Here is an 18,148-nt window from a genome sequence, read left to right on the forward strand (position 1 = left end):
CGTTGCTGGGGCAGCCTTTATGGTGGTCTTGCTGGTCGCGGTAACCATTAATGATTTACTTAGATAAATAGTTATTCAAATAATAAGGCGCTTTGCGCCGTACATACTGTAAAAGGAAAAACGAGGATTCTCATGAAACAATCTAAACTATTAATGCCAACTTTACGCGAAGTACCAGCTGATGCGGAAGTCAAAAGTCACCAACTCTTACTCAAAGCGGGCTTTATTCGCCCAGTGGCAGCAGGGATGTTTGCCTATTTGCCATTAGCGCAACGGGTATTGAATAAAATTGAAGCCATTATTCGCGAGGAAATGGACCGGATTGATGCCAATGAAATGTTGGTACCGGAAATTTTACCAGCAGAATTATGGGAAAAGTCAGGACGTTATGAAACTTATGGGCCAGCCTTGTACAAGTTCAAAAACCGCCAAGCACGTGACTTTATTTTGGGGCCAACCCATGAAGAAACCTTTACGCAACTGATGGCGGATGACATCAAGTCATATAAGAAATTGCCATTAATCGTGTACCAATTGCAAGCAAAGTTCCGTGATGAAAACCGCCCACGTTTTGGCTTGTTGCGGACACGTGAATTCATTATGAAGGATGCGTATTCATTTAGTGCAGATCAAGCTGGTTTGGACCAAGCTTATCACGATATGGAAGCGGCTTACACGGCTATTTTTGACCGCATTGGGTTGTCATACCGTGCAATCGTTGGGGATGCCGGAGCCATGGGTGGGTCAGATTCTAAAGAATTCTCAGCACCTGCGGCAGCTGGTGAAGACATCATTGCCTATTCTGATGCGTCAGACTACGCAGCGAACTTAGAAATGGCAAAAGATTACTACGAACGTCAAGTGTCAACAGTTGAACCTTTGCCATTGGAAAAAATTGATACACCAAATGAAAAGACAATTGATGAATTGTCAGCATTATTGTCAGTGCCAGCATCAGAATTGGCTAAGACCATTACTTTTATTGCTGATGGTGAATTAGTTGCAGTTGTGACAACTGGTGATTATGAAGTCAACGATGTGAAGGTACAAAACTTCTTGCAAGCCGACACGCTTGAACTAGCGGATGAAGCGCAAGTGCGTGACTTAATTGGGGCTGGATTTGGTTCATTAGGCCCAGTGAACTTACCAGAAAATGTCCGTTTGTTAGTCGATGAACGAGCTGCTGATTTGGTTAACTTTGCGGCTGGTGCAAATGAAGATGGCAAGCATTACGTTAACATTAATTGGGAACGTGATGTGGTACTGGACCCAGAAAATGTTGGTGATTTTCGTACTGCGCGTGAAGGTGATTTAGCCATTGATGGCAAGGGTCACTTGGTGTTCACCCGCGGCATTGAAATTGGCCACATTTTCAAGCTTGGAACACGTTATTCAAAGACAATGGGTGCCCAAATTCTTGATGAAAATGGTCGTCAAATTGATATGATCATGGGCTCATATGGAATTGGTGTGTCACGTTTGTTAAGTGCGATTGCTGAACAAATGGCCGACGAAGATGGGTTGGTTTGGCCAGCAAGTGTTGCACCATTTGATGTGCACATTGTGCCAGTGAACTTGAAAGATGAAGATCAAGCACGTATTACCAGCCAATTGGAAGCTGAATTAACGGCACAAGGGCTTGATGTCTTGGTTGATGATCGTAAGGAACGTGCGGGCGTTAAATTTGCCGATGCTGATTTGATTGGCTTGCCAATCCGCATCACAGTCGGTAAAAAAGCTGCCGAAGACGTTGTCGAAGTTAAAGTACGTGCAAGCAACACAAACATTGAAATGCGGGTCAGTGAAGTGGTCGACTCAGTTTCAGTTTTGTTAAATGGCGATAAATAATCACGCACAAAAGGCCGATTTGATCGGCTTTTTTAATCAGTAAAAGAAGGGGGAACCATGGCAATATCCCAAGAAGAACAACTGCAACATCTCATCTCACAAATTCAGCTGGCTGATGATGTGCAACCATTTTTTGCTGAGGGACGTTTGAAGCAAGTCACCGTCGCCAAACAAGCCAAAACGTGGACTTTTCATATCGTATTAAACGACATTTTACCGGTCCATGTCTTCATGCAATTTCGGCAACAATTACAAGCGGCGTTTACCAATATTGCACAGACCCAATTAAATATTGAGACACCGGTCCAAACCATTGATGCAACACAAGTCAATCAATATTGGCATATTGCCTTAGCTGACTCGGACTTAAATCACGCGGCGAGTCAACAGTTAACGAGTAATACGATGTTACGCCAAATTGATGCTCAACATTTTGGGATTGCCGTCGGCGCACAGTTATTGTATAACGCTCTGACCGATACGGCCTTGCAGTCAATTAGTCAGGCCTATCGTCGTTATGGCTTCCCAGAGTTACTGTTGACACCGCAACAAGACGAAGCTTTAGCCCAACAAATTGCTGAAAGTGTTGCCCAACACCATGCCAAAGCGCAAGAAGATTTACAAAAAGCCATCCAAGCAACAGAACAAGCTAAACCCAAGGCTTCATCTGAAGGGGTGCCGTTGACACTGGGACGTAAAATCGCTGCTGATGCTGACATCACGCGTCTTGAGACGATTGAAGGTGAAGAAAATCGGGTGGTGATCGAAGGCTATATCTTTGCACATGAAGTACGTGAGTTGCGCTCTGGGCGTAAGCTCATGACGATCAAAGTGACAGATTATTCGAGCTCGATTGCAGCCAAGAAGTTTTCAAATAATGAAACGGACGAAGCTGTTTTTGACGGGCTAAAACCCGGCATGTGGGTACGGTTGTCTGGTAATGTGCAAGAAGACACTTATGCTCGTGAATTGGTGATGAACATTTACGATTTGCAAGTGATTGACCATGAGAGTCGCGTTGACAACTATCCAGATGATAAAAAGCATATCGAGTTGCATGTGCATACCAATATGTCAACGATGGATGCGGTAACCGACTATGGCGCAGTAGCCAAGTTAGCCAAAAGTTGGGGCCAAACAGCGTTAGGTGTGGTTGATACAGCAAATGTGCAAGGCTTTCCAGAAGCCGTGGCTGCCGGCAAGAAAAATGATCTCAAAATGATTTATGGGATGGAAGCGAATTTAGTTGAAGATGGGGAACAGATTGCCTTTAATCTAGCTGATGTGCCATTACTTGGACCAGAGACAACTTTTGTCGCTTTCGATTTGGAAACCACGGGACTTTCAGCCGTAACGGATAAAATCATTGAATTATCCGCGGTTAAAATGCAACTTGGGAATGTGGTGGATCAATTCTCTGAATACATCAATCCTGGTTTTCCCTTGTCAGAATTTACGACTGAACTGACATCAATTACGGATTCGATGGTTGCCAATGCCGATCCAGAAAGTGACGTCATCCAACGTTTCCGCGATTGGGTTGGGGATGCGGTGCTGATCGGACACAATGTGACGTTTGATATTGGGTTTATGAACGCTGCGTATGCGCGTTATCAAAAACCAGCCATTAGCAATCCGGTGATTGATACCTTGCCATTCACGCGTTGGCTTTACCCTGATTACAAATCTTACCGATTAGGGACAATCGCCAAGCGCTTTAATATCAATCTCGAACAAGCGCACCGAGCCATTTTCGATTCGGAAACGACCGGACATATTGCATGGCGGTTGATGAAAGAGGCCAAAGAACGCTATGATTTGACCAGCCATCAACAGCTCAATGATCATATGACGGAAGGGGATGCTTGGAAACATGGCCGACCGGTACATGCCACGTTGTTGGTAAAAAATGCTGTCGGTTTAAAGCATCTTTATGAATTAGTCTCGCGCTCAAATATTGAATTTTTTGCGCGTGTACCACGTATTCCGCGTTCCGTTTTGGAACAACATCGAGAAGGCTTATTAGTCGGTACAGGTGATACGGGCGGTGACGTGATTGTCACACTGATTGAAAAAGGTTATGACGCAGCGTTAGAAAAAGCGGCGTATTATGACTTTATTGAAATCCAGCCCACTGCTAATTATGCACCGATGATCGAATCAGGCTTGATTGCTGATACCGATAAATTACACGATATTCTCCGTGATATGGTGGCGATTGGTGACGAATTGGATAAGCCGGTGGTCGTTACTGGCGACATCAAGTATACGAATCCAGAAGATCGGATTTATCGTCAAATCCTAATTGCCACGCAACCAGGTAACCCACAAAATCGGACAACCTTACCCGAACTTCATTTCAAAACAACGCAAGAACTACTTGACGATTATGCGTTTTTGGGTGAGGACTTGGCGAAAAAAGTTGTGATTGACAATACGCATGTGATTGCGGATAGTTTAGAAGATGTGGCGCCGCTAAAAAGTGGGTCGTACCCGCCCAATATTCCGACCGCTGGTGAGGAATTAACCCGTCGAACACTGGAAACGGCTAAAGAATGGTACGGCGATCCCATTCCCGATGTCATTCAAGCCCGTATTGACCAAGAATTAAAAGCCATTATTGGTAACGGCTTTGCGCCGCACTATATGATTGCGCAACGTTTGGTTGAAAAGTCCAACAAAGATGGTTATCTGGTTGGTTCGCGTGGCTCAGTTGGTTCATCATTTGTGGCGACAATGTCAGGGATTACCGAAGTTAATCCGTTTGCCCCGCATTATCGCAGCGCCCATGGGGACTATTTTGAGCTGGCTGATCCAAAAGTTTATGAATCAGGCTATGACTTGCCGGATAAGCCAGACCCTAATCATCCTGGTGAAATGTTGATTGGCGATGGGCAAAATATTCCGTTTGAAACCTTCATGGGCTTCAAAGGGGATAAGGTCCCAGATATTGATTTGAACTTTTCGGGCGATTATCAACCGATTGCACACAATTACATGAAGGTTTTGTTCGGTGAACACAATGTGTACCGTGCCGGCACGATTGCGACGGTGGCGGAGAAAACCGCCTTTGGTTATGTCAAAGGTTATGAACGCGATCATGATAAGCATTACCGTGGGACAGAAGTAGAACGTTTGGCTCAGGGGATTACTGGCGTTAAGCGGACAACAGGGCAACATCCAGGTGGGATTTTGATTGTGCCACGTGAATATGATGTCTATGATTTCACACCTGTTCAATATCCGGCCGATGATCAAAAATCATTGTGGCAAACAACGCACATGGATTACCATTCGATTCACGATAATTTGCTCAAAATGGATATTTTGGGGCATGATGATCCGACGATGGTACGCACGTTAAAGGATATGTCAGGAATTGATCCGCAATCAATTCCGGTCAATGATCCTGGTGTCTTGAGTCTGTTTACGTCGCCAAAAGCGTTAGGCGTGACGCCAGAACAAATTTTCTCAAAAACTGGCACACTTGGTTTGCCTGAATTTGGGACGAACTTTGTGCGGGGCATGTTGGAAGAAACGCAACCCCACAATTACTCTGAACTATTGCAAATTTCTGGTTTGTCACACGGCACGGATGTGTGGCTAGGGAACGCCAATGAATTGATTGAAAACGGCACAGCAACGATTGGGACCGTGATTGGAACCCGTGATAAGATCATGACGGATTTGATTAACTGGGGCTTCCCAGCAGCTGATGCGTTTAATGTCATGGAAAAAGTGCGTAAAGGAAAAGGGATTACTGATGAGTATCAGGCCCAGTTACGTGCAGCAAAGATTCCAGAATGGTATATCCAATCGATGCTTAAAATCAAGTATATGTTCCCACGTGCCCACGCGGCGGCCTATGTTTTGATGGCCTTGCGGATTGCTTATTTTAAAGTCTATTTCCCAACGATTTATTATGCGACGTACTTCTCAGTCCGCGCTGATCAATTTGATATTGTGGCCATGAGTCGTGGGAAAAATGCGACAAAAGAAGCGTTAAAGCGTTTACGCGCCTTGGGCAATGATGCCACGGTGGGCGACAAAAACCTTTTGACGGTATTGGAGATGGCGAATGAAGCCTTAGAACGTGGGATTACCTTCTCAATGGTTGATTTATATAAGTCAGAAGCCAGCGAGTGGGTGATTGATGGCGACACGCTAATTCCACCGTTCTCAGCAGTGCCAAGTTTGGGCGATAACGTGGCCAAACAAATCATTGTGGCGCGCCAAGAAAAGCCATTTTTGAGTAAGGAAGATTTGAAAAAGCGTGGGAAGGTCTCCCAAACAGTCGTTGACTATTTGACGAAAAATTCAGTCTTAGATGGTATGCCAGACGAAAATCAATTGAATTTGTTTGATTTTTAATATTTTTTGAACCACTAAGCGCCAGTTGGCGCATCATTAAACAACGACGGAGAGCGTAATATGAAACACGAATGGCACCAAAAAGTGGCCAATTATTTTGAATATGTCTTAAATAGCCTCATGATTATTATTGGGGTTGTGATTTTTGGCTTTTTGTTGCGTGAAATTTATAATTTAGCGCATTTACTCCTGACAGTGGAGGATATGCGGTCACACTTTAATCAAATTACGGATGCCACGCTTGCCGTCTTCTTGTTCTTTGAGTTTATGAGTTTGGTCCGCGAATATTTTATCAAGGACGCTCATATTTCGATGGAAAGTTTTCTTTATATCGGGGTGACCGCCTTGATTCGGGCAATTTTGGTTTATCATGATCAAACGATGAAAACGTTGCTATTAGCCTTATCAATCGGTATCTTAGTGGTTGCTTTGACGGTGTACCGTTATTTCCGTGAAAAAGGGAAACAGCAGAAACTACCACATTAACCAGTCAGTTTTGAATTAAAAAGCACGGCTTACCGTGCTTTTTTGCATGGTTTAAACATGGTATGATAAGAGATGAAAATACGCGGAGGAGAGTCATTCACGGTAGAAAGATGCCATGTGTACAGGTTGTCTTGTACATATGCCACGCGCGCGTGAAGACCAAAATGAAAATATGACGAAAAAAATTGTTGTCCTTGGGAGTCTCAACGTTGATAGCATCATGAAGATGCCTCGTATGCCATTAGTTGGCGAAACAATGGCTTTAACAGACGTGACAACAGCACCTGGTGGTAAAGGTGCCAACCAAGCAGTTGCAGCAGCCCGTCAAGGCGCTCAAGTGGCCTTTATTGGCGCAGTAGGGCAGGACAATAATGGCCACTTTATGCGCCAAACCTTAGCTGATCAAGCCGTTGATGTGGCGGCGATTCAAACCAATGCAACAGTACCAACTGGTTCAGCCTATATCATGTTGCAAGACAACGGCGCCAATACAATTTTGATTCATGGTGGGGCCAATCAAGCCTTGACCGTCGATGATTTAGATGAGGAGCTGATTGCCCAAGCCGATACGTTGATTGCGCAATTTGAGGTCCCATTGGCAGTGATTACAGCAGCTTTTAAAATGGCCAAGGCGCACAATGTGCAAACTGTGCTGAATCCTGCACCAGCAGTTTATGAGGTCACCCCAACCTTGGCTAATTTGACAGATATTATTTTGCCTAATGAAACAGAAGCACAATTGTTAACGGGTATCACTGTTGAAAATGATCGTGCGGTGTTGAATCAAGTCAGTGATGCCATCTTGGCAACAGGGGTAGCTCGCAGTATTATTACCCTGGGGGAAGCGGGCTCGTTTATCGCTGACGGTGCCAACCGTTGGTGGGCAAAGCCGAAAAAAGTTGCGGCCGTTGATACGACAGCAGCGGGGGATACTTTTATTGGGACCCTGGCAAGTGAACTTGCCGCCGATTTTAGTAATTTAGTCGACGCCGTTGATCGTGCTAGCACAGCCAGTGCCATTGCCGTTACGCGACCAGGTGCCATTCCGTCAATTCCAACCCGTGAAGAAGTGGATCAGTTCTAATGCAACAATTACCAGAAGCGTTTACAACTAAATATACGCGTTTATTAGGCGATGAAGCGCCGGCTTTTTTTGACACTTTTGATGACCAGGTACAAAAGGCCTACCGTGTCAATCCGTTAAAAGCCAATCCTGTGGTCAGTGACACCCCAGATAACGGGCCAGTACCGTACGGTAAATGGGGCCATTTTGGGGCAGTTTCTGGGCACAGTGTTGACCATGTCACTGGCGTTGTTTACTCTCAGGAACCCTCTGCACAATTTGTTGGCGAAGTCTTACAGCCAAAACCTGGTGAACGGGTGCTAGATTTGGCCGCCGCACCTGGTGGCAAAACGACACATCTCGCTGCTTTTATGCAACAGGAAGGCTTACTTTGGGCCAATGAAATTTTTATGAATCGGGCCAAAGTTTTAAGTGAAAATATTGAACGAATGGGCGTGCAAAATAGTATCGTCAGCTCGCATGCACCAGCTGAATTAAGTGCCAAGTTACCACAATTTTTTGACAAAATTTTACTGGATGCGCCATGTTCTGGCGAAGGGATGTTTCGTAAAAATCCAGCCGCAGTGGCACAATGGCATCAGGATTTCCCGCAAGAATTAGCTGACTTACAACGTGAGATTTTACGCGAAGCCATGAAAATGCTTCGGCCAGGCGGACAAATCGTTTACTCGACGTGCACATTTGCGCCCGAAGAAGATGAACAAATGATTGCCTGGTTGATGCAAGAATATCCAGAAATGCAGCTTGTACCCATTGATAAACCAGCCCATACACATGTCCAAGATGGTCGGCCAGCATGGGCTGATCAGGCTTACACTGATGGCCAAACCACCGTATCAACGACAGCAGATCTCACAGTACTTGAGGGGACGGCTCGTTTGTGGCCACAAGCCTTACAAGGTGAGGGCCACTTTGCTGCCAAATTAGAAAAAGCCGCTGACGCAACGCCGACAACTGCGGTCGTTAAACCGTTAGTGCCAACACCATTGAGTCGTAGCCAAGAAAAGATTTTTGCTGATTTTGTGGCGACAACGCTACCCGACTTTGATATGACCCAGCACACGTTAACCTTATTTGGTGATCGACTTTATCTGGCACCAGTGGGCACACCTGATATTTCAGGGATGAAAATTTTGCGACTAGGACTTGAGTTGGGCACGTTTAAGAAAAACCGCTTTGAGCCTGCGCATGCGCTAGCCTTGGCTTTACCACCACAAGTAGTCAGTCAAACTTACGCCATGACGCCTGACGATTGGGCACAATTTGTCCATGGTGATGTGGTTCGACCAGCGGCACCTTTACAAAAAGGGTGGGTCTTAATGACGGCCAATGGTAATGGCGCGGGCTGGGGACGGTACGTTGATGGCCAAATTAAAAACTTCTTCCCTAAGGGGCTCCGCTTTGCTGTTAAAGCGTATGATACCACGCTAGCAGCGGATATGTATTAAACAGCGAACAGCTGTTTGTGATGTCAAGCCCATGATTTGACCTTGTTCTTAAGTAAAGAACACGTATAATAGATTCTAGTCTTTACAGTTACGTTTGACGTCGCGTGAACGTGAAGTTTAAATTACGGGGTCGGTGCTATGCATTTGCATACCTCACAAAGGGAGAACAATCACCATGAAACAATCAACTAAAATCATTGCAGGTCTTGCAGCTATTGCCATTATTGGCGGCGGTATTTATACGGGTTTGTCGCATAAGTCAACGCAAAATGGGCAGGCAAATAATGCGGCATCACTTGGCTTGGTCCTAGATGTCGGCGGTGTGGATGACCATTCATTTAACCAATCTGCCTGGGAAGGTGCTAAGCAATATGCGGCAGCACATCATATGAAGGCGGGACAAAATGCGCCAGTGACGTATTTCACGACCACTGATCACTCAGATTTGGACCAAAACTTTAATTTGGCAACCAAAAATCATAAATACCAGATTGTTTATGGGATTGGGTATTCATTAAACCAAGCGATCACTAAGTCAGCGAAGTTAAACCCCAAGCAAAAGTTTGTGTTAGTCGATGATATTGTGACCAAGCAACCTAACGTGGCATCAGTGATGTTCCGTTCAGAACAATCTTCTTATCTAGCTGGTGTTGCGGCTGCGATTAAGGCCAAGGAAAACGGCGAAAAGGCTGTTGGCTTTATTGGCGGTATTCACGGTAACATTATTGATGCATTTGATGCTGGTTTTGAAGCCGGTGTGAAGGCAACTGATCCAACATTAACGGTCGAAAAGCAATATGCCAATTCATTTACCGACTCAGCTAAGGGTAAGACGATTGCTGCGGCAATGTACGCCTCAGGCATTCGCACAATCTTTGCGGCCGCTGGTTTTGTTGGGAATGGTGCTTTTACTGAAGCGAAAGCCGAAAATTCAAAGTTGGATGCTGATTCAAAGCAACGTTTGTATATTATTGGTGTTGACCGTGATCAGAAGGCTGATGGAGCTTATAAGTCAAAAGATGGTAAGTCAGAAACGTCAACGATGGCCTCATCAATCACGTCCGTTGGGGCAGGTGTTAAAAACATCGCCGATGCCTATAACAAAGACCACAGTTTCCCAGGTGGCAAAACAGTGGCCTACGGGCTTAAGGAACGTGGTGTTTATTTGACAAAATCAGAATTGACACCAGCACAAAAGACAGCCGTAGATAAAGCGGAAAAGGGTATTATTGATGGTACGATTAAAGTACCAAACCACCCAGCTGGCTCACAATTTAATCAAAAGTTCTAATCGAAGTAGCCAGAGATTTTCACAAGCAAGCCCCGCGTGAGCGGGGCTTTTTTGGTATAATAAAGTCAGTATGTTTTAGGAGGAAGTGTCTGTCACAGGCGAATTTTGGTGAGACGCATGACCAGAAAATGCTGCTGGCGACACAAAATGAGAAATGGCTTTTGATCAACAAGTAACGATTTTAGGTGATGCCACCTACCGTCTTAGTCCACAGATTAAAAAGTATACGCTTGGCGACTTAGGCTTCATTACGAATAATGCCGGCGCCTATACGTTACATCGCTCGCTTGAACCGGAAAAAGCATTGGCTAACGCAGTCAAATTAAAAGTGACGGTTAACCCAGATTTGACCGGGTTTAAGATGAGTACTGTTTCTGCTGGGGATGTGGTACGCGTTGACATTTTTAAAAATCAACATGCAGCAGAAATGGTGCCGTTGTATCATTTTTTTGTTGATGAGCTTGTGGCACGCGGGGTGCTAGAAAAGATTTAATATGACTAAATTTTATTTTGTACGACATGGCCAAACGGCTTGGAATCTCGAACGCCGCTTTCAAGGGGGCAACGGTGATTCTGATTTATTACCTTCAAGTTATGATGATATGGTGAAAGTCGCCGACTTTTTGCGAGACGTCGAATTCACACGGGTATTTGCGTCGCCATTGCGGCGTGCGCGGATTACCGCCACACAAATTGCGCGCGAAATGAACTATCGTGGTCCCTTGTCACTGCGCTCAAATATTGCCGAAGTTGGCCTAGGCCGCTGGGAAGGTGAACTGGTGGCACAAGTGCAAGTTGACTATGCGACCGCCTACCATAATTATCGCCATAATTTGGATCAGTTTGAAGGCACTGAATTTGATGGGGAAGGGTATACAAAAGCAAGTGCGCGATTTGCGCGGTTTATTAAAAACCTGGCACAGCAATATCCAACGGACAATATTTTGATTGTCTCACACGGGATGGCTTTATCTTTTGGTATCAACGAACTCCTACAAACACCGCGAATGGCGATTCGTGAACGTGGTGGTTTAAGTAATACATCAACGACTGTGCTGTCAACGACTGATGGTCAACAGTTTGAAATTGAAGATTGGAATAATACAATGTATCTCAATAAGCTTCAAAATGACGGAACCACCATTTAAGTTGACACGAGCGTAGTGAAGGATTAAAACAAGCACACGATGACATTTGAAACTGACCAATTGGACAAAGTTACTGGGACGTTGCAACACGTCATTTTTGCGTCCAGTGATTCTTATTTTAAAATTTTATCCGTGCAAATTGATGACAGCACGCTGACCGACTGGGAGACCCCAGAAATTATTGTGACTGGGACGTTTGCTGATGTTCAAGAAGGGAGTACTTATGCTTTCTTCGGACAAGTGGTCCGCCATCCGAAGTACGGGCAACAATTAAAAGTATCACATTATGAAAATGAATTACCACCCGATGAAAATGGCTTGATTAAGTATTTTGCGAGTGGGCAATTTTCAGGGATTGGTCAAAAAACGGCGGAAAAAATTGTTGACCACTTAGGCCTTGACGCTGTCACCTTGATTTTAGATGATGTACAGGTATTGGACGGTATCGTTAAACCAGCAACAGCGCAAAAATTAGCGCGCAGTCTCCAATTGAACCTTGGTTTGGAACGCTTATTTCAAATTGGTAATCAGTATGGATTAGGAGCTGATTTGGCTGGGCGTCTTTATGACCAATACGGCCATGAAGCTGAAGAAATTTTAACAACGGATCCTTATCGTTTGGTTTTTGAATTTGATGGGGTTTCCTTTAAAATTGCCGATGCCATTGGTCAAAAAAATGGTCATGCGCGTACGGATCAGCGCCGAGTGCAGGCGGCTGTCTACGCCACGATGATGAATGTCAGTTTCCAATATGGCCATACTTATTTATCGCGCGCACAACTGCTACAAGCCACCGGGCAATTACTACATGATCAGCAGTTACAAGCTGATATTGACCAAGCCATTGAAGCGTTAATTGCCAATCATATTTTAGTCGATGATGAAGGTCGCTTATATGCGGCAACGCTTTATCAAGCTGAACGGCAAGTGGCCCAAGACCTTAAGCGTTTGTTACGCGCTCCAATGCCTTTTGATATCACACCGGAGGCGATTGCTGATGCGGTGACCACCCCAGGTCATTTGCAGTTAGATGACACGCAAATTGCGGCGGTAAAAGCTGGCTTGAATGCGCAGGTGTTCTTGCTGACGGGCGGTCCTGGGACAGGTAAAACGACAATTGTCCGCACGATGGTGGCAACTTGGCATAAATTGTTGCAGCAACGAGCGAAATATGCTGATAATACCCAAGATTTCTTAAAAAATTATGCGGTGAAATTAGCGTCACCAACTGGACGAGCGGCCAAACGGATGACGGAAGTTACTGGCCATGAGGCGACGACGATTCATCGGCTACTGGGGATTTCGGATTTAGATGAACCGGAATTTAATGCCGAAAATCCAATTGCGGGTGGGCTACTAATTATTGATGAGGCCTCCATGTTGGATATTGAATTGACGGCAAAGTTGTTTGCTGCCATTCCGAGTGGCATGAAAGTCATTATTGTTGGCGACGCGGATCAACTGCCGTCAGTTGGTCCCGGAAACGTATTGGCTGATTTTGTAGCCAGTCAGCGAATTGCTCATATCGAACTGGCAACGATTTATCGGCAGGGTCGCGGTAGTAGTATTACCACATTGGCACAACATATTAAAAACGGTCAGCTACCCGAGGACTTTATGACCAACCAACGTGATCGTTCGACCTTTATGGTCGGCCCAGATCAAGTGGTGACGGCCATTGAGCAAGTCGTGCAAGCGGCAATTAACAAAGGCTATACGGCTGATGATTTACAGATTTTAGCACCAATGTATAAAACCACTGCTGGCGTGCATGCGTTAAATACGATGGCGCAAGCTTTGTTTAATCCCCTGAAGCCTGGTCAAAAATTCTTACAGTTTGGCGAGACAATTTTTCGGCAGGGCGATAAGGTCTTGCAACTTGAAAATGACAGTGAGCGTGATATTTTTAATGGCGATATGGGCAAAATTATCGCCATTCGCTATAAAAAAGACCCTGGTAATACTGAAAATGAGGATAGCCTCGTCGTTGATTTTGATGGCAAAGAGCTGGTGTATCCCAAGAAGCAGTTAAACCAACTCACGTTAGCCTATGCAACGACGGTCCATAAAGCACAAGGTAATGAGTTTAAACTGGTGGTTATGGCACTCACCACGCGTTTTGGCTTAATGCTAAACCGAAACTTGTTGTATACTGGCCTGACGCGCGCAAAAGAAGCTTTAATTTTGGTTGGAGAATATGCTGCCTTTAATCGGGCAGCGCAGACACCAGTACCGCTGCGGGCAACTTGGTTGACGCAACGGCTGCAAGCAGAAAACGCGCCCACCGTCACACCAGTGGTGCGCCCAACACCGCCATCAGTAACTGAAAAATATCAACTAACTGAGGCGCTAATTGCCGCACAAACCATCTCACCAATGATTGGTTTGGCGGATGTCACCCCATATGATTTTATGGCAACCAGCTGATTACTGGTATAATGAAACTAAGAAAACGAGACGGAGATAGAAGATGACGACCCCTGAATATCGCTTATTTAGCCTTGGAAGTAATCCAAAGTTGGCTGATGAAATCGCCAATATTTTAGGCACCAACTTATCAGATATTGATGTACGGCAATTTGCCGATGATGAAATTTATGAACGGATTGAGCAAACCGTTCGTGGTCGAGATGTCTATGTGATTCAAGGCATTTCCGATCCGGTCAACGATAATTTTATGAAGTTAATGATCTTTATTGATGCGGCACGTCGTGCTTCTGCCAAGACCATTAATGTCGTGATTCCTTATTTTGGCTATGCCAGATCAGATCGTAAGGCGCGTTCACGTGAACCAATCGCGGCGCGTTTGATTGCGAACATGCTAGAATCACAAGGGGTTAAGCGTGTTATCACGATGGACCTTCATGCTGATCAAGTACAGGGCTTCTTTGATATTCCAGTTGATCATTTGATTTCAATGCCAACTTTAGGCCATTACTTTTATGAAAATGACCTGTTGGGGTCAGATTTAGTTGTTGTAGCACCAGATCACGCGAGTGTTGGTCGTGCGCGTAAGTTTGCGAAACTACTTCATGCAGAATGGGCAGTCATTGATCGTCGGGTCGGTGAAGATTTGCAAACGGCACCATTTGGCATTACTGGCAATGTGCAGGGGAAGCGCGCGATTTTGATTGATGATATTATCGACACGGGCACAAGCATGACGTTGGCGAGTGAAGCGTTAACGGCGGCTGGTGTGACAGATATTTACGCTGTTGCCCCACACGCAGTGTTGTCAGAACAGGCCGTTGACAAGTTAGCCAAATCGGCAATTTCAAAAACATTAGTGGCGAACACGATTGAAGTACCCGATGATAAGCGTTTTGATAAGTTAGTACAATTATCAGTTGCAGCTACATTTGCCGAAGCGATTCGACGGGTCGATGCGTGCGAAAGTATTGAGGACATTATGAGAAGTCCGGATAACTTGGATGTTAAATTATGAAAACAGTTGACATGACACGACTATTGTCACCAGAATGGGGCGTAACGGATGATGGCATGATGACCACCCAATTTGGGGCGTCAGTAGCTTTTGTGACAACCCATGTTCACGTGGTGCGATTATCATTTGCTAAAAACTACGACGGGTTGGCTTTTGCGGTGCAAATTAATGCCGCCGATTGGCAGGAGATGCCGGTCGCGGACCAAACTTTGCAAGTGACCATACCCACAGAGACGGCCGAGGTTCGCATGGTGTTGCGTGATCGCGCAGGTAGTAGTGAAGCTTTTTGGCAAGATCCTGTCTATGTGACAGCCGTGACAATTGATCAGGGCGAAGTGGCCCCAATTGAAAATGCACAGCCTTACGTGACGTTTGTTGGAGATTCCATTACTGCTGGTGAAGCCATGGCCGCCGATGGGCATCATCCCGAATTGAGCTACCCACAACTGGTGGCTGATGCCTTAGGGCAACCGTTGGCGCGTATTGCGTATGGGGGAACGGGCTTAACCGCTGCTGCGCCATACCAAATCCCAACAGCGATCGAAGCCTTGTGGCACGTTGGTGACAATGTGTCGCGACCATTAGTGACGACTAACCTCGTACTAGTGAATTATGGCACCAACGATTTTAACTATGGTGCCACACCGACCGCGTTTGCATTTGGTTTACGCATCTATTTATTGGAATTGATAAAGCGCTTTCACAATGCTAAAATTATATTAATGATGCCATTGAATGGGGCGTTTCGTGAGGTGTTTTTAGCTGAAACGGCACGCTTTGATCAATTCACGTTAATTGAAACCAAGTCATGGTTACCAGCCATGACAGATGTCCACCCGAATTGTGCAGCGCATCAAATTATTGCAGAGCAAATAGTGAAAGGACTTTAAATCATGGTATATGCAGCAGATGAACAACGTTATGAGAAATTACCTTACCGTCGGGTGAGTGATTCTGGCTTAATTTTACCAGTCGTATCATTTGGCTTGTGGCGTAATTTGGGTGACCAAATGCCACTTGAAAATTCTCGAAAAGTGATGTTGAAGGCATTTGACAGTGGTATTTTTAGCTTTGATAATGCATCTAATTATGGCCCAAGTAACGGCACCGCGGAAGAAACTTTTGGTCAGGTCTATCGCAGTGATTTGAAGCCGTATCGTGATGAACTGATTATCACGACTAAGGCGGGTTATCACATGTGGCCTGGACCATTGGGTGAGTTTTCCGGTAAAAAGACGTTGACGGCCGCCTTGGATTTAAGTCTCCAACGCATGGGACTAGATTATGTTGATATTTTCTATGCACATCGTTGGGATCCCAACACGCGTTTAGAAGAAACTGCTTATGCGATGGACTTATTGGTTAAGCAAGGTAAGGCATTATATGTCGGGGTATCTAATTATAATGCTGAACAAACAGCCGCCATTGCGAAGTTGTTTGATGAACTTGGCACACCATTTATTGGGAACCAAGTGTCTTATAACATGTTAAATCAAACGGCCGCTGATGATGGTTTGTTGGACGTATTGGATGAAAATCATGCTGGCTTGATTGCCTATGGGCCACTAGCTGAAGGCTTGCTGACGGATCGTTACTTAGAGGATATTCCGGAAGATTACCCAATTCACCGGACGAATGCGTTCTTGTTTGAAGATGGTAAAGCGGCCTTGATTGCTAAGTTGAACGCCTTAAACGCCATTGCGCAAGCCCGTGGTCAAAAATTGTCACAAATGGCATTAGCCTGGTTGCTCCGCGACCGCCGCGTTGCCACTGTTGTCATCGGGGCAAGTAAGATTGACCATCTGGTAGATAACTTAGCCTTTAGTGATAACATGACTTTCACTGATGACGAAGTTGCTCAAATTGAAACGATTTTGAAATAGAAAAAAGCATCCCGTTGGGATGCTTTTTATAATGGTTGAATCCAAGTATTTTGTGCGCCCGCTTTTGTGAGGGCATTGGCGATGGTGATGGCATCATCGTTATTTTTGGCTAGGGCAAACATTGCGCCGCCAATACCGGCACCGGTCAGCTTAGCACCGAGTGCGCCAGCATGTAGGGCAGCATTGACAAGGTTGTCGAGTTTAGGGTGTGACACACCGAGTGATTGTAATTCGTGATGTGCCGCCGTAAATAATAAACCGACGTGTTCGGGGTGATTATGAGTTAAATCAGCCCGAACTTTTTCTGCAATTTGCCCCAAATGGACAATTTTTTGCCAAGTGAGGTCATAATCATCATCCAAATTGCTTTTCACGATATTAACAGCGTGCATCGTTTGGCCATGAATGCCTGTATCAGCGACAACAAGTGTCCCTGTTAAGGTCATTTTAAAAGCCGTTAAGGTCTCGTTTTTGACGAACCAAATGGGGTCGTCAGAGCCGACAGTGGCGGCATCTAAACCAGAGGCCGAGCCATGGGAAATACCTTCCGCCAAATCGGTAAAGTGTTTTAATTGTTTAGGTGACAAGGGGGCCTTCACGTAATCAAAAAAGGCTTTTGTGATCGAGGTTGCAAAAGCCGCTGACGCGCCGAAACCACGTTCTTGTGGAATATTTGTTTCAATTTCTAGCGTGAAAGGGGCATCAACCAAATTTAAAGATTGCAGTAATTTAAGGATGAGCTGACGTAAGCCTTCCACATTGGCGCCTAATTCATCGAGGTCGCCGTGAAACGTGCTACTTTCAATTGTTTGCCCGCTAAAGGCTGGTCGAATTGTTGTCGTCACGGTCAGGTTTGTTAATGGAATGGCAATAGCTGGTTGGTTATAAACGACGGCATGTTCACCGACTAAAATAATTTTGGCATGGGCAATTCCCACCCCAAGCATTTGACTAATCATGATTTTTCTCCGAATTTCCTTTACTATTGTACCGCACTTTTCTAAATAGTGTAAAATGATAGATGAATTGCGTTGTTAAGTTTGTCGTAGTGTTGCCTGATTAGGGCAAAGTTAACAACGCAATTCATCTCTTTATATATGAGAAAGATGCTTGCCATAAACTCCTAAAAAACGTTTGTTATTAT

The 18,148-nt window shown here is 45.1% G+C and carries 13 protein-coding genes; 12 read left to right on the top strand and 1 reads right to left on the bottom strand.

From position 1 onward, the window contains the following. Positions 1-132: 132 nt before the first annotated feature. From ACW12G_RS02010 to ACW12G_RS02065, 12 genes are all read left to right on the top strand, one after another. Positions 133-1,848, top strand: a complete 1,716-nt coding sequence (locus ACW12G_RS02010) for a proline--tRNA ligase (RefSeq protein ID WP_010005501.1) — start codon at positions 133-135, stop codon at positions 1,846-1,848. Between the two features lie 57 nt (positions 1,849-1,905). Beyond that, on the top strand, positions 1,906-6,219 hold the full coding sequence (locus ACW12G_RS02015; protein WP_455647161.1) for a PolC-type DNA polymerase III: 4,314 nt from the start codon (positions 1,906-1,908) through the stop codon (positions 6,217-6,219). Positions 6,220-6,279: 60 nt separating this feature from the next. Beyond that, positions 6,280-6,705, top strand: a complete 426-nt coding sequence (locus ACW12G_RS02020) for a phosphate-starvation-inducible protein PsiE (RefSeq protein WP_029509222.1) — start codon at positions 6,280-6,282, stop codon at positions 6,703-6,705. A 172-nt stretch (positions 6,706-6,877) separates the two neighbouring features. Next, positions 6,878-7,789 (top strand): ribokinase, encoded by a 912-nt coding sequence (gene rbsK, locus ACW12G_RS02025; protein WP_189428578.1) that lies wholly within the window; start codon positions 6,878-6,880, stop codon positions 7,787-7,789. Then, a complete protein-coding gene (locus ACW12G_RS02030) occupies positions 7,789-9,237 on the top strand; it encodes an RsmF rRNA methyltransferase first C-terminal domain-containing protein (protein ID WP_455647162.1) in 1,449 nt (482 codons plus the stop codon). Before rbsK ends, ACW12G_RS02030 begins: the two co-directional genes overlap by 1 nt. Positions 9,238-9,412: 175 nt before the next feature. Beyond that, complete coding sequence (locus tag ACW12G_RS02035; protein ID WP_048701865.1) at positions 9,413-10,528, top strand: BMP family lipoprotein; 1,116 nt, start codon at positions 9,413-9,415, stop codon at positions 10,526-10,528. A 154-nt stretch (positions 10,529-10,682) separates the two neighbouring features. Further along, positions 10,683-11,021, top strand: coding sequence for a cysteine desulfurase (locus tag ACW12G_RS02040; RefSeq protein WP_455647163.1), 339 nt, complete (start codon positions 10,683-10,685; stop codon positions 11,019-11,021). Between the two features lies 1 nt (position 11,022). Further along, on the top strand, positions 11,023-11,676 hold the full coding sequence (locus tag ACW12G_RS02045; RefSeq protein WP_010004077.1) for a histidine phosphatase family protein: 654 nt from the start codon (positions 11,023-11,025) through the stop codon (positions 11,674-11,676). A 39-nt stretch (positions 11,677-11,715) separates the two neighbouring features. Next, on the top strand, positions 11,716-14,103 hold the full coding sequence (recD2, locus tag ACW12G_RS02050; protein ID WP_227783915.1) for an SF1B family DNA helicase RecD2: 2,388 nt from the start codon (positions 11,716-11,718) through the stop codon (positions 14,101-14,103). Positions 14,104-14,146: 43 nt separating this feature from the next. Next, complete coding sequence (locus ACW12G_RS02055) at positions 14,147-15,121, top strand: ribose-phosphate diphosphokinase (protein ID WP_029509229.1); 975 nt, start codon at positions 14,147-14,149, stop codon at positions 15,119-15,121. Continuing rightward, complete coding sequence (locus ACW12G_RS02060; protein ID WP_455647164.1) at positions 15,118-16,011, top strand: GDSL-type esterase/lipase family protein; 894 nt, start codon at positions 15,118-15,120, stop codon at positions 16,009-16,011. Before ACW12G_RS02055 ends, ACW12G_RS02060 begins: the two co-directional genes overlap by 4 nt. Positions 16,012-16,014: 3 nt before the next feature. Beyond that, on the top strand, positions 16,015-17,004 hold the full coding sequence (locus tag ACW12G_RS02065; RefSeq protein WP_029509232.1) for an aldo/keto reductase: 990 nt from the start codon (positions 16,015-16,017) through the stop codon (positions 17,002-17,004). A 26-nt stretch (positions 17,005-17,030) separates the two neighbouring features. Here the strand turns inward: ACW12G_RS02065 and mvk are convergent, their stop codons facing one another. After that, the gene (mvk, locus tag ACW12G_RS02070; protein ID WP_048701856.1) at positions 17,031-17,963 is read right to left on the bottom strand and encodes a mevalonate kinase; all 933 of its coding nucleotides are present in this window, start codon (positions 17,961-17,963) and stop codon (positions 17,031-17,033) included. Positions 17,964-18,148 lie beyond the last annotated feature (185 nt).

The organism is Leuconostoc sp. (genome assembly GCF_965300815.1).